General features: G+C 70.6%; 15 protein-coding genes. 8 read left to right on the top strand and 7 right to left on the bottom strand.

Translation table 11 applies throughout. From position 1 onward, the window contains the following. Positions 1–62: 62 nt before the first annotated feature. The 3 genes from JYK17_RS37245 to JYK17_RS37235 form a co-directional block, all read right to left on the bottom strand. On the bottom strand, positions 63–1,142 hold the full coding sequence (locus JYK17_RS37245) for a S1C family serine protease (RefSeq protein ID WP_222812128.1): 1,080 nt from the start codon (positions 1,140–1,142) through the stop codon (positions 63–65). A 57-nt stretch (positions 1,143–1,199) separates the two neighbouring features. Further along, on the bottom strand, positions 1,200–1,901 hold the full coding sequence (locus tag JYK17_RS37240) for a class I SAM-dependent methyltransferase (RefSeq protein WP_108016087.1): 702 nt from the start codon (positions 1,899–1,901) through the stop codon (positions 1,200–1,202). A gap of 83 nt (positions 1,902–1,984) precedes the next feature. After that, on the bottom strand, positions 1,985–2,656 hold the full coding sequence (locus JYK17_RS37235; RefSeq protein ID WP_108016088.1) for a DUF3043 domain-containing protein: 672 nt from the start codon (positions 2,654–2,656) through the stop codon (positions 1,985–1,987). A 231-nt stretch (positions 2,657–2,887) separates the two neighbouring features. On the opposite strand from JYK17_RS37235, the gene JYK17_RS37230 reads away from it, so the two are divergent. The 5 genes from JYK17_RS37230 (at position 2,888) to JYK17_RS37210 (ending at position 9,642) form a co-directional block, all read left to right on the top strand. Further along, complete coding sequence (locus JYK17_RS37230) at positions 2,888–3,652, top strand: PspA/IM30 family protein (RefSeq protein ID WP_234548450.1); 765 nt, start codon at positions 2,888–2,890, stop codon at positions 3,650–3,652. 31 nt (positions 3,653–3,683) lie between these two features. Continuing rightward, positions 3,684–3,962, top strand: coding sequence for a PspA-associated protein PspAA (pspAA, locus tag JYK17_RS37225; protein WP_108016097.1), 279 nt, complete (start codon positions 3,684–3,686; stop codon positions 3,960–3,962). A 210-nt stretch (positions 3,963–4,172) separates the two neighbouring features. Beyond that, positions 4,173–5,393, top strand: coding sequence for a sensor histidine kinase (locus JYK17_RS37220; protein ID WP_222812127.1), 1,221 nt, complete (start codon positions 4,173–4,175; stop codon positions 5,391–5,393). 274 nt (positions 5,394–5,667) lie between these two features. Then, positions 5,668–6,348: a response regulator gene (locus JYK17_RS37215; RefSeq protein WP_108016091.1), complete on the top strand. Its 681-nt coding sequence runs from the start codon at positions 5,668–5,670 to the stop codon at positions 6,346–6,348. Between the two features lie 156 nt (positions 6,349–6,504). Further along, positions 6,505–9,642: an efflux RND transporter permease subunit gene (locus JYK17_RS37210; protein ID WP_222812126.1), complete on the top strand. Its 3,138-nt coding sequence runs from the start codon at positions 6,505–6,507 to the stop codon at positions 9,640–9,642. Between the two features lie 70 nt (positions 9,643–9,712). Here the strand turns inward: JYK17_RS37210 and nadA are convergent, their stop codons facing one another. Continuing rightward, entirely contained in the window at positions 9,713–10,897 is a 1,185-nt protein-coding gene (gene nadA, locus JYK17_RS37205) for a quinolinate synthase NadA (RefSeq protein WP_222812125.1), read from the bottom strand. Positions 10,898–11,139: 242 nt separating this feature from the next. On the opposite strand from nadA, the gene JYK17_RS37200 reads away from it, so the two are divergent. Then, positions 11,140–11,496 (top strand): HesB/IscA family protein, encoded by a 357-nt coding sequence (locus tag JYK17_RS37200; RefSeq protein WP_016435777.1) that lies wholly within the window; start codon positions 11,140–11,142, stop codon positions 11,494–11,496. Positions 11,497–11,577: 81 nt separating this feature from the next. Here JYK17_RS37200 and JYK17_RS37195 read toward each other — a convergent pair whose 3' ends face one another. Then, the gene (locus JYK17_RS37195) at positions 11,578–13,731 is read right to left on the bottom strand and encodes an ICP22 family protein (RefSeq protein WP_372465376.1); all 2,154 of its coding nucleotides are present in this window, start codon (positions 13,729–13,731) and stop codon (positions 11,578–11,580) included. A 191-nt stretch (positions 13,732–13,922) separates the two neighbouring features. Further along, complete coding sequence (locus JYK17_RS37190) at positions 13,923–14,132, bottom strand: hypothetical protein (protein WP_222812124.1); 210 nt, start codon at positions 14,130–14,132, stop codon at positions 13,923–13,925. A 197-nt stretch (positions 14,133–14,329) separates the two neighbouring features. Between JYK17_RS37190 and JYK17_RS37185 the strand changes: the two genes are divergently transcribed. Then, on the top strand, positions 14,330–15,304 hold the full coding sequence (locus JYK17_RS37185) for a carbohydrate kinase family protein (protein WP_108016094.1): 975 nt from the start codon (positions 14,330–14,332) through the stop codon (positions 15,302–15,304). A gap of 18 nt (positions 15,305–15,322) precedes the next feature. On the opposite strand, the gene JYK17_RS37180 is transcribed toward JYK17_RS37185, so the two are convergent. Beyond that, positions 15,323–16,699, bottom strand: a complete 1,377-nt coding sequence (locus JYK17_RS37180; protein WP_222812123.1) for a cysteine desulfurase/sulfurtransferase TusA family protein — start codon at positions 16,697–16,699, stop codon at positions 15,323–15,325. Between the two features lie 261 nt (positions 16,700–16,960). On the opposite strand from JYK17_RS37180, the gene ctaC reads away from it, so the two are divergent. Then, complete coding sequence (gene ctaC / locus JYK17_RS37175) at positions 16,961–17,923, top strand: aa3-type cytochrome oxidase subunit II (protein WP_108016096.1); 963 nt, start codon at positions 16,961–16,963, stop codon at positions 17,921–17,923. Positions 17,924–18,066 lie beyond the last annotated feature (143 nt).

The following is an 18,066-nucleotide window of genomic DNA, read 5'->3' as shown; positions in this document are numbered from 1 at the left end:
TCGGCCGCCCTCCTCGTCTTCCACCGCTCGTCACCGCACGTAACTGCCCGTCACGCCGCTCGTCACTGCTCGCCCAGCGTCACGTCCGCCTTCTTCTCGCTGCCGTTGCGGGTGTACGTCACCGACGTCCTGTCCCCGGGCTGCTCCGCCGCCAGCGCCTCGGACAGGGAGGTGATCGTGGTGATGTCCGTGTCACCCAGCCGGGTGATGATGTCCCCGGCCCGGAGGCCCGCCTTGTCGGCCGCCCCGCCGCTCTTGACCTCGACCACGGCGACCCCGGCGGGCCGGAGTTGGTCGTCGACGACCGTGCGGCCCGTGATGTTGAGCGCGGCCCGGCCCGAGTCCGTCACCTTGCCGTTCTTGACGATCTGGTCGGCGACCGTCTTGACCATCGACGAGGGGATCGCGAACCCGATGCCGGGCGCCGCGCTGTTGCCCAGGTTCGGGTCGGTGGCCGCGAGCGTCGGAATGCCGACGACCTGTCCGTCCAGGTTGACGAGGGCGCCGCCGCTGTTGCCCGGGTTGATGGCCGCGGACGTCTGCACCATGTTCGCGATCGTCGCTCCCGTACCCCCGCCCGACCGGTTCTCGGTGACGGTCCGTCCGGTGGCCGAGACGATCCCCTGCGTCACGCTGGACGACAGCCCGAGCGGTGAGCCCATCGCCAGCACGATCTGCCCGAGCTCCACCTTCGAGGAGTCCGCGAAGGCGGCCGCCTTCAGCCCGCCGGGCACCTTGTCCAGCTTGACGACCGCGAGGTCCTGGTCCGGATACGAGTAGACGAGCCGGGCGGTGAGCGTGTCCTCGCTGCCCGCCGTCGACACCTGGAAGGTCTTCTGGTCACCGACGACATGCGCGTTGGTGACGATGTGACCCTTGTCGTCGTACACGACGCCCGACCCCAGGTCGTCGCCGGCCTGGATCTGCACGACCGACGGCAGTACGTCCTTGACCACCTTCTGGTAGTCGCTCTCCAGGTCGCTCGCCGTCATCGGCGCGGCGGCCTGCGCGGCCCGGGTGACCGACGCGTCCCGCTCGCTCCCGGAGGAGGGGCTGGAGCAGCCGGAGGCAAGGGCGAGAAAGCAGCACAGCGCGGCCCCGGAAGCGAGCAGCCGCAGGGCACGGGTACGGGTGACGTCCATGCCCCGAGTCTCACTTCAGGGGAAGGGTCCGGCTCGCGGTGCACACCCGAATGGGGCTCAGCCGCGCACCCCGCACAGATGCAGCAGCGCCGCCACCCTGCGGTAGGGGTCGGTCCGCCCGGCCCGCTCCTCGGCCGCCAGCAGCGGCTCCAGGTCGTCCGGGATCGCGGCCCCGTCCGGGGCGGTGTCGGTGAACACCCGTACGCCGTACCAGGCGTGCAGCGGCGCCGCGATCCCGGCGAGCGTCGCCGTCAGCGTCTCCAGCCGGTCGGCCCGTACGTCCAGGCCGAGGCGGTTGGTGTAGGCGACCGTGTCGAAGGCGCCCAGCGCGGCGGACCAGTCACCGGACAGGCCGGGGCGCATCGCCAGCGCGTCGCCGTTGCGCACGAGCAGCGACAGCAATCCGCCGTGCGCGAGCATCCGGGCCAGCCCCGCCACCAGCGGGTCGGGCTCCTCGACGTACATCAGCACCCCGTGGCACAGCACCACGTCGAAGCTGCCCGGCAGGAAGTGCACCCCGGTGTCCCGGCCGTCGCCCTCGATGATCCGCATCCGCTCCCGGATGCCCTCGGGCTCACCCGCGAGCGCCCCGCGCGCCGCCGCGACCATCGTGGGGTCCTGCTCGAGGCCGGTCACCTGATGCCCGGCCCGCGCCAGCCGCAGCGCCTGGGTGCCCTGACCCATGCCGACGTCGAGCACCCGCAGCCGCTGCCCGACCGGGAAGCGTGCCGCTATCTGCTCGTCCAGCTGGCGGGCCACCAGCTCCTGGCGTACGACATCACGCAGACCGCCCAGCTTGCTCAGCCAGGCATCTGCCGCGCCCCCGGAGAAAGACGTCGTGCTCAGGGCCGCTCTCCGCGCTTGACCTGCGGCTTCGGCAGCCGGAGCCGACGCATCTGGAGCGAGCGCATCAGGGCGTAACGAACCGCGCCCTTGGTGTTCTGGTCCGGGAAGCGCTCGGCGAGCCGCTTCCTGAGCCGCACCGCGCTGACGACCGCGTCGAGCACGATCAGCACGATCACGATGAGCCAGAGCAGTAGCGCGATGCTCTGCAGCGCACCCACCCGCACCATGCTCAACACCAGGATGACCACGGCCATCGGCAGGAAGAACTCCGCGACGTTGAAGCGCGAGTCGATCCAGTCCCGGGCGAACCTGCGCACCGGCCCCTTGTCGCGGGCGGGCAGATAGCGCTCGTCACCGCTCGCCAGCGCCTGGCGCTGCCGGTCCATCGCGACGCGGCGCTCGTCGCGCTGGCGCTTGGCGGCGTCCTTGCGCGTCAACGTCGTGTTGGCGACGCTACGGCGCTGCGACTGGGCCTCACTGCGCTTGGGCGTGGGGCGGCCCTTCGGGGCCTGCGGATCACGGGTCTGCTTGGAGTCGGTCATCCCCGCCCGCTCGGCGGGGGCCTTCTCTTCCTTGGCACGGCTACGGAACACAAAACCCAAGGGTACGGGGTGCCCGGGGTTGGACCACAGCCCCGCGGGGAACGATCCGGCAACGCCAGTCGTCATGTAAGGGACAGAGGGGACGTTGCGTGCAACCGCGGTTCCCTGGGGGGCCACCTACTCCCTACGCCGGATCGGGAACGGCAGCAGTCGTCCTTGCGGATGAGCGCATCCGTCCCCGAACAGTGCGTCAATGGATGCAGGGCCCGTACTGTGGGTTCTGTCGCAGAGCTGGAGCCGGAGTCGGTCAGAAGGGGGCGCGCGAAGCCCATGAGCGGTGTCATGAAGCGTATGGGGATGATCTTCCGCGCGAAGGCGAACAAGGCCCTTGACCGGGCCGAGGACCCGCGCGAAACCCTTGATTACTCGTACCAGAAGCAGTTGGAGCTGCTGCAGAAGGTGCGCCGTGGTGTGGCGGACGTGGCCACGTCCCGCAAGCGCCTGGAGCTGCAGCTGAACCAGCTGCAGTCGCAGTCCACCAAGCTGGAGGACCAGGGCCGCAAGGCGCTCGCGCTGGGCCGTGAGGACCTCGCCCGCGAGGCGCTGTCCCGCCGTGCCGCGCTCCAGCAGCAGGTCACCGACCTCGAGACGCAGCACGCCACGCTCCAGGGCGAGGAGGAGAAGCTCACCCTGGCGGCCCAGCGGCTGCAGGCCAAGGTGGACGCCTTCCGCACCAAGAAGGAGACGATCAAGGCCACGTACACCGCCGCCCAGGCGCAGACCCGGATCGGCGAGGCCTTCTCCGGCATCTCCGAGGAGATGGGCGACGTCGGCCTCGCGATCCAGCGTGCCGAGGACAAGACGGCGCAGCTGCAGGCCCGCGCCGGTGCCATCGACGAACTGCTCGCCTCGGGCGCCCTGGACGACCAGTCCGGCATGCACAAGGACGAGATCCAGGCCGAGCTGGACCGGATCTCCGGCGGTTCGGACGTGGAGCTGGAGCTGCAGCGCATGAAGGCGGAGCTCGCCGGCGGCTCGTCCCAGCAGGCGATCGAGGGCGGTACGGGGCAGGCTCAGTCCCAGCAGCAGCCGACGGATACCCCGCGCTTCGACAAGCAGTAGGGGCCACGCCTAGGAGGCCGACATGGGCGAGATGATCGTGCGGATCATGGGGGAGGGGCAGGTGAGGCTGGCCGAGAGCCACCTCACCGAACTCAACAAGCTGGACGACGATCTCCTGCGCGAGATGGAGAACGGCGACGGCCCGGGCTTCCGCCGCACCCTGCAGGCCCTCCTCGCCAAGGTCCGCGAACTGGGCGAGCCCCTGCCCGACGACTCCCTGGAGCCGTCCCAGCTGATCCTGCCGTCCTCCGACGCGACCCTGGAGGAAGTGCGGGAGCTTTTGAGCGACGACGGGCTGATCCCGGGCTGATCCGGGGCTGACGGGACGGGCGCGTTCTGCGCCGGCCGGTGTCCGTCAGCCCGTCCGGCGTTCGCCCGTCCGGCGTTCGTCCGTCCGGCGTCGAGGACGAGGCCCGTTCGGGGCCGAAGCGGGGGCCTCGGGGCGGCAGCCCCCAGCAGCGGCGACCGCGAGGCACCACCACTGGTTCCGGCGCCGGGACCACCCCCGTACTGTCGAAGCGTGAGCACACTCGACCGCACCAGATGCCGGCTGAAGGCCCATCCGCTGGCACTGGACGCCGCCCTCGCGGCGGGCGTGCTCCTCTGCATGATGGCCGGTTCCTTCGTGGACCCCAACGGCCCGCACGGCATCGCCTGGGGTGTCCGCACCCCGGACCCGCTCGCCCTGGTCCTGATGACCCTCGGCGCGCTCGCCCTGGTCTTCCGCCGCCGCGCCCCGAGGACGGTCCTCGCCCTCACCGGCACCGTCTCCGTCGTCGAGTCCGTCATGGACGACCCCCGCGCACCCGTCGCGATGTCCGCGGTGATCGCCCTGTTCACCGTCGCCGCCAGTACCGACCGGCTCACCACCTGGCGGCTCGGCCTGCTGACGATGACCGTCCTCACCGGCACCGCCATGCTGGCCGGACCGCTGCCCTGGTACGCCCAGGAGAACCTCGCGATCTTCGCCTGGACCGGGATCGGTGCCACCGCCGGGGACGCCGTCCGCAGCCGACGCGCCGTCGTGCAGGCCATCCGCGAGCGCGCCGAGCGGGCGGAGCGCACCCGCGAGGAGGAGGCCCGCCGCCGGGTCGCCGAGGAGCGGCTGCGCATCGCCCGCGATCTGCACGACGTCGTCGCCCACCACATCGCCCTGGTCAACGTGCAGGCGGGCGTGGCCGCGCATGTCATGGACAAGCGGCCCGACCAGGCCAAGGAGGCCCTCGCCCACGTCCGCGAGGCCAGCCGCTCCGCGCTCAACGAACTGCGCGCCACCGTCGGCCTGCTCCGCCAGTCCGGCGACCCCGAGGCACCCACCGAACCCGCCCCCGGCCTCGACCGCCTGGACGAACTCGCCGGCACCTTCCGCAGCGCCGGACTGCCCGTCGAGATCGCCCGCGCCGACCAGGGCACCACGCTTCCCGCCGCCGTCGGCCTGGCCGCCTACCGCGTCATCCAGGAAGCCCTGACCAATGTGCAGAAGCACGCCGGTGCGGACGCCAAGGCCGAGGTCAGCGTCGTACGCGTCGGGCCGAACATCGAGATCACCGTTCTCGACAACGGCTCCGGCGAGGACGGCGAACCCGTGAGCGGCGGCGGGCACGGCCTGCTCGGCATGCGCGAGCGCGTCACCGCCCTGCGCGGCACCCTCACCACCGGCCCTCGCTACGGCGGCGGTTTCCGCGTCCACGCGGTCCTGCCGGTCAAGACCCGCTCGCGGGCGGCGGAGGACGCTGTCTGACCGGCCCGCGGAACTTCTGCGCACCCCGCGGAAGCTGTCGTGGCAGACCCTGAGGCAAGCCGGTACGGACGCCAAGGCCGAGGTCAGCGTCGTACGCGTCGGCCCGAACATCGAGATCGCCGGCACTGCGGCGGTTTCCGCGTCCATGCGATCCTGCCGGTGAAGACCCGTTCGCGGGCGGCGGAGAATGCCGTCTGACCGGCCCGCGGAACTTCTGCGCACCTCGCGGAAGTTGTCGTGGCAGACCGCCCACCCGCGCCGCAAAGGACCCTGCATGACCATCCGCGTCCTGCTCGCCGACGACCAGGCCCTGCTCCGGAGCGCGTTCCGCGTGCTCGTCGACTCCGAGCCGGACATGGAGGTCGTCGGCGAGGCGTCGGACGGCGCCCAGGCGGTGCGCCTGGCCAAGGAGCAGCGGGCCGACGTCGTCCTGATGGACATCCGGATGCCCGGCACCGACGGCCTCGCGGCCACCCGCATGATCAGCGCCGACCCCGCCCTCGCCCAGGTCCGCGTGGTGATCCTGACGACCTTCGAGGTCGACGACTACGTGGTCCAGTCGCTGCGCGCCGGCGCCTCCGGCTTCCTCGGCAAGGGCAGCGAACCTGACGAACTGCTCAGCGCCATCCGGATCGCGGCCGGCGGCGAGGCCCTGCTGTCACCGGCCGCCACCAAGGGCCTGATCGCCCGCTTCCTCGCCCAGGGCGACGCGGACGACGGCCGCGACCCCGCCCGCTCCGAACGGCTCGACGCCCTCACCGTCCGCGAGCGGGAGGTCCTCGTCCAGGTCGCCGGCGGCCACTCCAACGACGAGATCGCCGAGCGCCTGGAGGTCAGCCCGCTCACGGTGAAGACGCACGTCAACCGCGCGATGGCCAAGCTCGGCGCCCGCGACAGGGCCCAGCTGGTGGTGATCGCCTACGAGTCCGGGCTGGTACGTCCGAGGGTGGAGTGAGCTCTACCCGGCCGTACTGCACCCGGAGTATGCGCCGTACAGAAGAAAGGGACCTGGGGGCTACGGATCACCCCACGGTGATGGCTCAAGGTGAAGGTCCGGCGCTCACATGTGCGCCGCAGACTTCCGCCGCTCACCGAAGAGAGACCCCCACCCATGTCCTGGCTGTCCAGGTTCAGCCTCGCGCAACGGGCCCTGATCGGGCTGATGTCCCTCATCGCGCTCGCCTTCGGGGCGATAGCGATACCCCAGCTCAAGCAGCAGCTGCTGCCCTCCATCGAACTGCCCATGGTGTCCGTCCTCGCGCCGTACCAGGGCGCGTCCCCGGACGTGGTCGAGAAGCAGGTCGTCGAGCCCATCGAGGACAACCTCGAGGCCGTCGACGGCATCTCGGGCGTCACCTCCAGGGCGAGCGAGGGCAACGCCGTGATCATGGCGTCCTTCGACTACGGCAACGACACCAAGCAGCTCGTCGCCGACGTCCAGCAGGCCGTCAACCGGGCCCGCGCCAAGCTCCCGGACGACGTCGACCCGCAGGTCGTCGCCGGCTCGACGGACGACATCCCGACCGTCGTGCTCGCCGTCACCTCCGGCAAGGACCAGCAGGCCCTCGCCGACCAGCTGGACCGGACCGTCGTACCGGATCTGAAGGACATCGACGGCGTCGGCCAGGTCACCGTCGACGGCGTACGCGACCTGCAGGTCTCCGTGACGCCCGACGACAAGAAGCTGGCCGCGGCGGGGCTCTCCGCGCAGGCACTGTCGCAGGCCCTGCAGGCGGGCGGCGCGACCGTCCCCGCGGGCTCCTTCGACGAGGACGGCCACAACCGCACCGTCCAGGTGGGCGGCGGCTTCACCTCGCTGCAGCAGATCAAGGACCTGATGGTCACGGGCCAGGGCGCGGGCAAGCCCGTACGCCTCGGCGACCTCGCCACAGTGAAGCAGCAGCAGGCCCCGGCCGACTCAATCACCCGCACCGACGGCAAGCCCTCCCTCGCCGTGATGGTCACCATGGACCACGACGGCAGCGCGGTGGCCATCTCGGACGCGGTCCGGGACAAGCTCCCGAACCTGCGCAAGGACCTGGGCTCCGCGACGAAGATCACGGTCGTCAGCGACCAGGGCCCGGCCGTCTCCAAGGCCATCAGCGGCCTGACCACCGAGGGCGGGCTCGGTCTGCTCTTCGCGGTCCTCGTCATCCTGGTCTTCCTCGCCTCCGTGCGCTCGACGCTCGTCACGGCGGTGAGCATCCCGCTCTCGGTCGTGCTCGCCCTGATCGTGCTGTGGACCCGGGACCTCTCGCTCAACATGCTGACGCTGGGCGCGCTGACCATCGCCATCGGCCGCGTCGTCGACGACTCGATCGTGGTCCTGGAGAACATCAAGCGGCATCTCGGCTACGGCGAGGAGCGCCAGGACGCCATCCTCGGCGCGGTCCGCGAGGTCGCCGGCGCCGTCACCTCCTCCACCCTCACCACGGTCGCCGTCTTCCTGCCGATCGGCCTGGTCGGCGGCATGGTGGGCGAGCTGTTCGGCTCGTTCAGCCTGACGGTGACGGCCGCCCTGCTGGCCTCGCTCGTGGTCTCGCTGACGGTCGTGCCGGTGCTGTCGTACTGGTTCCTGCGCGCCCCCAAGGGCACGCCCGCCGACGCCGACGAGGCCCGCCGCACGGCCGAGGAGAAGGAGGCGAAAAGCCGCCTCCAGCGCTTCTACGTCCCTGTCCTGCGCTTCGCCACCCGGCGCCGGCTGACCAGCGTGCTGCTCGCGGTCGTGATCCTGGTCGGCACGTTCGGCATGGCGCCGCTGCTGAAGACCAACTTCTTCGACCAGGGCGACCAGGAAGTCCTCACCGTCAAGCAGAAGTTGAAGCCCGGCACCAGCCTGGCGGCCACCGACGCCGCCGCGCACAAGGTCGAGCGGCTGCTGTCCGGCGTCAAGGGCGTCAAGGACTACCAGGTGACGGTCGGCTCGTCCGGCTTCATGGCGGCCTTCGGCGGCGGCACGGACACCAACCAGGCCTCGTACCAGGTGATGCTGGACGACAAGGGCTCGTACGAGCATGTGCAGAACGCGCTCGAGTCGGGCCTGAAGAAGCTCTCCGGCATCGGCACGACCACCGTCTCGGCCGGTGACGGCTTCGGCGACCAGGACCTGAGCGTCGTCGTCAAGGCGGCCGACGGGGCGGTGCTGAGCAAGGCGTCGGAGCAGGTGCGGTCCGCCGTGGCGAGCCTCGACGATGTCACCGACGTCAGCAGCGACCTCTCGCAGAGCGTGCCGCGCATCTCGGTCAAGGCCAACTCCAGGGCGGCAGCGGCCGGTTTCAGCGAGCAGACGCTGGGCGCGGCCGTCGCCGAGGCGGTCAAGGGCACCACCGCAGCCAAGGCGGTCCTGGACGACACCGAGCGCGACGTCGTCATCAGGTCCGCGAAGCCGGCGACGACCCTGGCCCAGCTGAAGAACCTCCGGCTCGGCCCGGTGCGGCTCGGTGACATCGCCACCGTGAAGCTGGTCGACGGGCCCGTCTCCATGACCCGTATCGACGGTCAGCGCGCGGCGACCATCACCGCGCGGCCCACCGGCGACAACACCGGCGCGGTGAGCACCGAGCTCCAGGCGAAGATCAAGGCCCTGAAGCTCCCGGCGGGGGCCACGGCGGAGATCGGCGGTGTCTCCTCCGACCAGGACGATGCGTTCAAGAACCTGGGCCTGGCGATGCTCGCGGCGATCGCGATCGTCTTCATGCTGCTGGTCGCGACCTTCCGCTCGCTGGCCCAGCCGCTGATCCTGCTGGTCTCCATCCCGTTCGCGGCCACCGGCGCGATCGGCCTGCTGGTCGCCACCGGCACCCCGATGGGCGTCCCCGCGATGATCGGCATGCTGATGCTGATCGGCATCGTGGTGACGAACGCGATCGTGCTGATCGACCTGATCAACCAGTACCGGAAGCAGGGCCACGGCGTCGTCGAAGCCGTGATCGAGGGCGGCCGCCACCGGCTGCGCCCGATCCTCATGACGGCCCTGGCGACGATCTTCGCCCTGCTCCCGATGGCCCTCGGCGTCACCGGCGAGGGCGGCTTCATCGCCCAGCCGCTCGCGGTGGTCGTCATCGGCGGTCTGATCACCTCGACCCTGCTCACCCTCCTCCTCGTCCCGACGCTCTACGCGATGCTGGAGCTGCGCAAGGAGCGGCGTGCGAAGAAGCGCGCGGCGAAGCGGCAGGCGAAGCAGGACAAGCTGGATGAGCAGGACAGGCCCGAGAAGCCGGAGCAGGCTCTGGAGCCGGCCGGCGTCTGAGCGGCATGTACGCACCCGGGGCCCCGACCGCACAGGCGGTCGGGGCCCCGGTCTGCGTTCCGCGAAAGCCCTACGGCAGGGCGAGCATCCGCTCCAGCGCCAGCTTCGCGAACGCCTCCGTCTCCTGGTCGACCTCGATCCGGTTGACCAGGTTGCCCTCGGCGAGCGACTCCAGGGCCCAGACCAGATGCGGCAGGTCGATGCGGTTCATGGTCGAGCAGAAGCAGACGGTCTTGTCGAGGAAGACGATCTCCTTGCCCTCGGGAGCGAAACGGTTCGCCAGCCGGCGTACGAGATTGAGCTCCGTGCCGATGGCCCACTTGGAACCGGCCGGGGCGGCCTCCAGGGCCTTGATGATGTACTCGGTCGAGCCGACGTAGTCGGCCGCGGCCACGACCTCGTGCCGGCACTCGGGGTGGACCAGGACGTTCACGCCGGGGATGCGCTCGCGCACGTCGTTCACCGAGTCCAGCGAGAACCGGCCGTGCACCGAGCAGTGGCCCCGCCACAGGATCATCTTCGCGTCGCGCAGCTGCTCCGCCGTCAGCCCGCCGTTCGGCTTGTGCGGGTTGTAGACGGCGCAGTCCTCCAGGGACATGCCCATGTCCCGGACCGCCGTGTTCCGCCCGAGGTGCTGGTCGGGCAGGAACAGCACCTTCTCGCCCTGCTGGAAGGCCCACTCCAGGGCCCGCTGGGCGTTGGACGAGGTGCAGATGGTCCCGCCGTGCTTGCCCGTGAACGCCTTGATGTCCGCGGACGAGTTCATGTACGACACCGGAACGACCTGCTCTGCCACGCCGGCCTCGGTCAGCACGTCCCAGCACTCGGCGACCTGCTCGGCGGTGGCCATGTCGGCCATGGAGCATCCGGCGGCGAGGTCGGGCAGGACCACCTTCTGCTCGGCGGACGTCAGGATGTCCGCGGACTCCGCCATGAAGTGCACACCGCAGAACACGATGTACTCGGCCTCCGGGCGCGCTGCCGCGTCCCGGGCCAGCTTGAAGGAGTCACCCGTCACGTCGGCGAACTGGATGACCTCGTCGCGCTGGTAGTGGTGGCCGAGCACGAAGACCTTGTCGCCGAGCTTCTCCTTGGCCGCGCGGGCGCGGGCCACCAGGTCGGGGTCGGACGGCGAGGGCAGGTCACCAGGACACTCGACGCCGCGCTCGCTCCTCGGGTCGGCCTCACGGCCGAGGAGCAGCAGGGCAAGAGGAGTCGGCTGGACGTCGAGCTCCGGGGTCTGGGCGGTGGTCACGGCACGCACCCTTTCTACTTTTCGTCGAATTGACGTTATCTATCATAACCCGGTTCACGTCAGTTTGACGATGGTTCATAGCGTCGATGTGACGTGAATCCCGATGAGGCGTTTTCCGCTTCCCGGCGCATGTGCGAGCATGAAGAAGGAGCCGAAGTACGGCGCCCGGCCCGGAATGAATCCGCGGCCTTGCCGGTTGCACAGTCGGCAAGCAGTCTCCGTACAACCCGGGAGAGATGTAGATGTCCGTATCGGACGAGACCACCACCGTCACCGACGGCATCATCCTGACCGACGCCGCCGCGTCGAAGGTCAAGGCCCTGCTCGACCAGGAAGGGCGCGACGACCTGGCCCTGCGTGTCGCCGTCCAGCCCGGTGGCTGCTCGGGTCTGCGCTACCAGCTCTTCTTCGACGAGCGTTCCCTCGACGGCGACGTGGAGAAGGACTTCGGCGGAGTGAAGGTCGTCACCGACCGCATGAGCGCTCCCTACCTGGGCGGCGCCACGGTCGACTTCGTGGACACGATCGAGAAGCAGGGCTTCACGATCGACAACCCGAACGCGACCGGCTCCTGCGCCTGCGGCGACTCCTTCAGCTGAGCCGCACGGCCCACTGACACAGCCGAAGGCGGCGGCCCCCTCCGACGGGGCCGCCGCCTTCGTGTCTTCGAACGCTCGGGACTACTGCACCCCGGCCGTGCGAGGCAGCCGCGCCCCCTGCTTCAGCTGCGGGATCTGCCGGCCGTCCGAGCCCGTGACCTTGCGGTCGCCGAGCGGCCCGTCCAACTGCACGGTCTTGCGGAACTCCTTGGCGATCATGATGCAGACCTTGCCCTTCCAGGGCTTCTCGGTCACCTTGACCGCCACCGCGTTCGCGTTCTCGCTCGCGGTCGCTTCGTAGTCGGCGCACACCCCGCCCGTGAAGCTCACGGTCAGCTCGTCGCCCTCGGCCGTGTAGCCGTCCACCTTGACGTCACGCGTGGCCGGCGCCGAGGAGGGCTGGTCGCCTGGTGCGGTCGCCGACGGGGTGGGCGTCGTGTTCGAGGCCAGGTACCGCGGGTCCACGGCCGGATACGTCACCGTGAAACCGTTCGGCGTGCCCGCGCCCTTCACCTGGAACAGCCAGGACGGCACCAGCGCCTGCCGCCCGCCCACGGCCCGCGCGGCCAGCCCGAACACCGCGTCCTCGACCGTGACGGTCTGCTTCGGCGCCGCGCTCGGCGTCGACCGCCCGCACGGCTGCTCCAGCCGGTCCTTCAGCGGTACGGGACTGGCGCAGCCGCCGATGCCCATGCGGTGGTCGGTCGAGGGCGCCGAGTTCATCAACTCCAGCGTCTTCTTCGCGTCCAACACGGGATAGGTGTCGCCCTTCACCGGTGCCTTCAGCCGACCGGTGCCGCCGACCACCTCGCCCTGCGCGCTCACCGTCAGCCCGGTCGACCATCCGTACGTGGGCAGCCCGCCGACCCGGGGGTTGGCGTTCACCGCCCGCTGGGCGCCCATGACCTGGCTCGCGTCCACCTTGGCGTCGTCCTGGCCGACCGCCTTCAGCACCGGCGCCACGGCCTTCTTGGCGGCCGCCTCGCTCACGGTGGCACCGGCCGGATTCGCGGGGTCCTTGGTGCAGGTGGCGATGCCCTTGCAGTCGTCGGTACCGGCCGCGTAGCGGCGGAACGTCCAGGTGCCCGGCGCCTGCCGGTCCACCACCAGGCTCGGCCCCGACCCGTCGTTGCCGGACCCGACCTGCCAGGACTGCCCCCGCACCACCGGCGTCCCGGTCAGCCCGAGCGCCTTCGCGAGACGCGCCACCTCGCCCTTGCCGACCTCGCCCGCGGCCCGGTACACGGGCGCGGAGCCGGGACCGTCGGGAAGAGTGCCGTCCACCTTGTACGTCACGCCGTACGGATTCGGCTCCCCGGGCGCGATCCCGTTCGAACCGCCCTCGGAGTAGCCGTCGAGAGCGAGCGGCGGGGGAGTGCTTCCGTCACCGGACGCCCCGGATCCCGCGCCCGAACCGCCGGAGGCACCCGCCGCCAGATACGCACCCCCGCCTCCCACAAGCAGCACCGCCGCAGCCACGGAAGCAACGAGCACAGGCGACCGCCGCCGCGAGGGCGCCGTCGGCTCCACCTCGTGGGGGCCGGGGACTTCGGTGGGGTGGGGGACTTCAGCGGGGTGGGGGACATCAGCGGGGCTGGAGACTGCGGGGTCGGAGACTGTGGCGGGGGCGGACGCTGCAGCTACGGCGTCGTCGTCGGCACCGGTCGGCTGAGTGTCGGCGTGCTCGGCGTCGGCGCGCGTGGTGTCGGTGCGGTCGGCGTCGGCGTGCGTGGCATCGGTGTGCTCGGCGTCGTCCTGCTCGGCGCCGGCGTGCCTGGACTCGCCGTGCGCGGTGTCGCCCTGCTCGGCATCGTCCCGACCGGCTTCCGCTCGCCCGTCGTCCGCCGGTCCCTTGGCCACCCCGGTCGCCCCGTCGGCGCCCTCGTCCGCGGAGTCGTGTTCGGCGACGGCGTGCTCGGCACCGCCGTGCGTGGCGTCGGGGTGCTCGGTGTCGCCTTGCTCGGCGCTGGCGTGCCCGGTATCGCTCTGCTCGGCACCGCCGTGCGTGGCATCGGTGTGCTCGGTGTCGCCCTGCTCGGCATCGTCCCGACCGGCTTCCGCTCGCCCGTCGTCCGACGCCCCCTCGGCGATCGCGGCCGCCCCTTCGGCGCCCTCGTCACCCGCAACCGCAGCCGCCCCGTCAGCTCCCGCGTCGTCCCCCGTAACCGCAGCGGTAGCGTCGCTCCGCTCGTCGGCGGAGTCCGCGGTGTCGTTGTCGGGTCGCTCGGTAGTCACCGCATCGCTCCTTCTGCTGCACAGCTGTCCCGTGACCCTGACCCGGCCCTGTCAAAGCGGGCCGCTGGGGGGTCGTATCGCACATCCCCTCGACGGGGGACGGCGATGGGACGCAGCGGAGGAGCGCACGGTTCCATCGAACGAGCCGGGCGCGCGCGCCGAGCCGTACTCGGCCTCCGTGGAGCCGCCGTTCAGTCGCCGTAGTCGGACATCGCCTCCAGCAGACCGGCCGACTTCGGCGGAACGTTCACCCCGTGGATGCGTGACGGGGAGACCGGAAGGGAAACGTTCCGCTCGGGAGGGGCCCAGTGGGGGGCCATCCGGACGCAGTCGCCGTGCAGCGACGCGAGGTCGCCTTCCAGGTCGACCGGGGCCGTGGCATGGACCTCGAGGTTCGTCATGGCGGAACCGTATGCACGTCGAGCCCCGCGAAGAAAGATCTACTATCGGGTAGTTTTGGCCACTTCAAAGCCCCCCTTCAGCGCCCCGCACCGACCCGGGTAGCGTGAACTGTCAATCCGCCCTCCCGTCTCCCGCCACCGCCCCTCCAACGAGCGCTATCGCGCGCCCCCGTTGATTCCACAGGAGAGTCCTAGCCGTGCGCATCGCAGTCACCGGCTCCATCGCCACCGACCACCTCATGACCTTCCCAGGCCGCTTCGCCGACCAGTTCGTCGCGGACCAACTGCACACGGTCTCGCTCTCCTTCCTGGTCGACAACCTCGACGTACGCCGTGGCGGCGTCGGCGCCAACATCGCGTTCGGCATGGGACAGCTGGGCACCCGGCCGATCCTGGTCGGCGCCGCCGGCTTCGACTTCGACGAGTACCGCGCCTGGCTGGAGCGGCACGGCGTCGACACCGACTCTGTCCGTATCTCCGAGACCCTGCACACCGCCCGCTTCGTGTGCACCACCGACGCCGACCACAACCAGATCGGCTCGTTCTACACGGGTGCCATGAGCGAGGCGCGGCTGATCGAGCTGAAGACGGTCGCGGACCGCGTCGGCGGCCTCGACCTGGTCCTGATCGGCGCCGACGACCCGGAGGGCATGCTCCGGCACACCGAGGAGTGCCGCTCGCGCGGCATCCCGTTCGCCGCCGACTTCTCCCAGCAGATCGCCCGTATGAACGGCGACGAGATCCGGATACTGCTGGACGGCGCGACGTACCTCTTCTCCAACGAGTACGAGAAGGGCCTGATCGAGTCCAAGACCGGCTGGAGCGACGCCGAGATCCTCGCCAAGGTCGGCACCCGGGTGACCACGCTCGGCTCGCGCGGCGTCCGCATCGAGCGCGACGGCGAGGACCCGATCGAGGTCGGCTGCCCCGCGGAGGACCGCAAGGCCGACCCCACGGGCGTCGGCGACGCCTTCCGCGCCGGGTTCCTCTCGGGCCTGGCCTGGGGCGTCTCGCTGGAGCGCGCCGCGCAGATCGGCTGCATGCTGGCGACCCTCGTCATCGAGACGGTGGGCACCCAGGAGTACCAGCTGCGCCGCGGCCACTTCATGGACCGCTTCAGCGTCGCGTACGGCGACGAGGCGGCGTCCGAGGTCCGCAAGCACCTCGGCTGAACCGGCCCGTACGGAGGATCAGCTCAGCCGGCGGACCAGATAGGCCGTTCCGCGGTCCGCCGGCTCCTCACCCACGTACTCCTGCTCCCGCATGTCGCACCACGCCGGGATGTCCAGACGGGCCGCCGTGTCGTCGGACAGGACACGGACCAGGGCGCCGACGGGTACGTCCCCGATGACCTTGGCCAGCTCGATGACGGGGATCGGGCAGCGCTTGCCGAGGGCGTCCACCACCAGGACGTCCTCGCGCACGGTCGCCGCAGGGGTCGGCGCCGCGAGCTTCTCCCGCACCCCCGCCACGGCCCCGGGCAGCACCTCCAGGAACCGCTCGACGTCCTCCGCGGACGTCCCCGCGGGCAACGAGACCCGCACATTGCCCTCACTCAGCACCCCCATCGCCTTCAGCACATGGCTGGGCGTCAGCGTGCTGCTCGTACAGGACGATCCGGACGAGACGGAGAAACCCTCCCGGTCCAGCTCGTGCAGCAATGTCTCTCCGTCGACATAGAGACAGGAGAAGGTGACGATCCCCGGCAGTCGCCGCTCCGGATCCCCGACCACCTCCACGTCCGGCACCAGCCGCGGCACCCGGTGCCGGATCCGCTCCGTCAGCTCCCGCAGCCGTACCGCCTCTTGCTCGGCCTCCGCACGCACCGCCCGCAGCGAGGCGGCCGCCGCCACGATCGCCGGAAGGTTCTCGAACCCGGCCGCACGGCCCGACTCCCGCTCGTCCGCGGGCCCTTGCGCGGCGAACCGCACCCCCTTGCGCACGACCAGCAGCCCCACGCCCGGGGGCCCGCCCCACTTGTGCGCGCTCCCCGTCAGCAGCGACCAGTCGCCCCCGACCGGCCCCCAGCCCAGCGACTGCGCCGCATCCACCAGCAGCGGCACCCCGGACTCCCGGCACATCGCGGCCACTTCGGCCACGGGCTGCTCGGTGCCCACCTCGTGGTTGGCCGACTGGAGACAGGCCAGCGCGGTGTCGGGGCGCAAAGCGGCGGCGTACGCCTCCGGCGCCACCCGCCCCCGTCGGTCCACCCCGACCTGCGTGACGCTCCCGCCGCCGGCCTCATGTGTGTCAGCCGCGTGCAGCACCGAGGAATGTTCGACCGCCGACACGATCAGGTGACGCCCGATCCGGTGACGCCCGGCCAGCGCCCCCGCGATCCCCGTGTGCACGGCCCGGGTCCCCGACGAGGTGAACACCAACTCGTCCACCCGGCACCCGACCTCCCCGGCCGCCGCCTCCCGCGCGGCATCCAGCAACATCCGCGCCTTCCTGCCCTCCTTGTAGAGCCGAGCAGGATCGGCCCACCCCTCATCCAACGAGGCCAACAGCGCCTGCCGCGCCACAGGATGAAGACCCACAGAGGAAGCAGCATCGAAGTAGGACATACGCCAACGGTATGACGAGGGGTACTGCAGCAGACCTCCAAGGGGCGCGGGGAACTGCGCGACCAGCCACAAACCACCCGCAGCCGCCAATTCAGCGAACCCCCTGAGTGAGTAGGCCCCCCTCCCCGCGAACCCTCGGAGAGCGTCGGCTAGGGTTTGGTCCGCATAAACATCCAAACCCCTGCCCGACGCAGGGCGGCGACCGACCACCGAGAAGGCCGCAGCCAATACGCGCGGGCGAGACTCTCGGGAAGGCGCTACGTGAGTCCCAACGGCTCCGACCGCTCGCCGCGGCGCCCGATGCGGCGGAAGCTGCTGCAGGCAATGACCGCGGGCCTGGTCCTGGCGACCGCCACCGGTTGCACATACAAGGACTTCCCCCGCCTTGGTATGCCCACCCCGACCACGGAAGAGGCTCCGCGGATCCTCTCCCTGTGGCAGGGCTCCTGGGCCGCCGCGCTCGCCACCGGCGTGCTGGTGTGGGGCCTGATCCTCTGGAGCACGATCTTCCACCGGCGCAGCCGCACCAAGATCGAGGTTCCTCCGCAGACCCGGTACAACATGCCGATCGAGGCGCTGTACACGGTCGTTCCGCTCGTCATCGTCTCGGTGCTGTTCTACTTCACGGCACGCGACGAGTCGAAGCTGCTCAGCCTCACGGACAAGAAGCCCTCGGTCACCGTGAACGTCGTGGCGTTCCAGTGGAGCTGGGGCTTCAACTATGTCGAGCCGGTCGCCGGTTCCACCGGTGACGCGAAGACCGACAAGAACCTGGCCGCCATTCCGGACCGGTTCAAGAAGGACTTCCCGGCGAACGCCGGCGGTGTCTACGACGTCGGTACGCCCGCGACGAAGAACCCGCAGACGGGCAACCCGGGTCCGACGCTGTGGCTGCCGAAGGGCAAGACGGTCCGCTTCGTCCTCACCTCGCGCGACGTCATCCATGACTTCTGGGTGATTCCGTTCCTGATGAAGATGGACGTCGTGCCGGGCCACACCAACTCCTTCCAGGTGACTCCCAACCGGGAGGGCACCTTCAGGGGCAAGTGCGCCGAGCTCTGCGGTGTCGACCACTCCCGCATGCTGTTCAACGTGAAGGTCGTCTCCCCCGAGCGCTACGAGCAGCACCTCAAGGACCTCGCCAAGAAGGGGCAGACCGGTTACGTTCCCGCCGGCATCGCGCAGACGAGCCACGAGAAGAACCGGGAGACGAACAACCTGTGAGCATCCTCAACGAACCCCAGGGTGCCGCGGCAGCTGAGGGACACTACTCAGACGAGCTGCCGGTCCGGCGCAAGCAGCCCGGCAATGTCGTGATCAAGTGGCTGACGACCACTGACCACAAGACGATCGGGACGCTGTATCTC

The organism is Streptomyces plumbidurans (genome assembly GCF_019857225.1).
Taxonomy (GTDB): Bacteria; Actinomycetota; Actinomycetes; order Streptomycetales; family Streptomycetaceae; genus Streptomyces; species Streptomyces plumbidurans.
This window is presented reverse-complemented; position numbering and strand designations above follow the sequence as displayed.

Bases quoted from the DNA above. Each gene is read 5' to 3' on its own strand.
- JYK17_RS37245 (WP_222812128.1), bottom strand. From the start codon at position 1,142: ATGGACGTCACCCGTACCCGTGCCCTGCGGCTGCTCGCTTCCGGGGCC.
- JYK17_RS37235 (WP_108016088.1), bottom strand. From the start codon at position 2,656: ATGACGACTGGCGTTGCCGGATCGTTCCCCGCGGGGCTGTGGTCCAAC.
- JYK17_RS37230 (WP_234548450.1), top strand. From the start codon at position 2,888: ATGATCTTCCGCGCGAAGGCGAACAAGGCCCTTGACCGGGCCGAGGAC.
- pspAA (WP_108016097.1), top strand. From the start codon at position 3,684: ATGATCGTGCGGATCATGGGGGAGGGGCAGGTGAGGCTGGCCGAGAGC.
- JYK17_RS37215 (WP_108016091.1), top strand. From the start codon at position 5,668: ATGACCATCCGCGTCCTGCTCGCCGACGACCAGGCCCTGCTCCGGAGC.
- JYK17_RS37210 (WP_222812126.1), top strand. From the start codon at position 6,505: ATGTCCTGGCTGTCCAGGTTCAGCCTCGCGCAACGGGCCCTGATCGGG.
- JYK17_RS37200 (WP_016435777.1), top strand. From the start codon at position 11,140: ATGTCCGTATCGGACGAGACCACCACCGTCACCGACGGCATCATCCTG.
- JYK17_RS37190 (WP_222812124.1), bottom strand. From the start codon at position 14,132: ATGACGAACCTCGAGGTCCATGCCACGGCCCCGGTCGACCTGGAAGGC.
- JYK17_RS37180 (WP_222812123.1), bottom strand. From the start codon at position 16,699: ATGTCCTACTTCGATGCTGCTTCCTCTGTGGGTCTTCATCCTGTGGCG.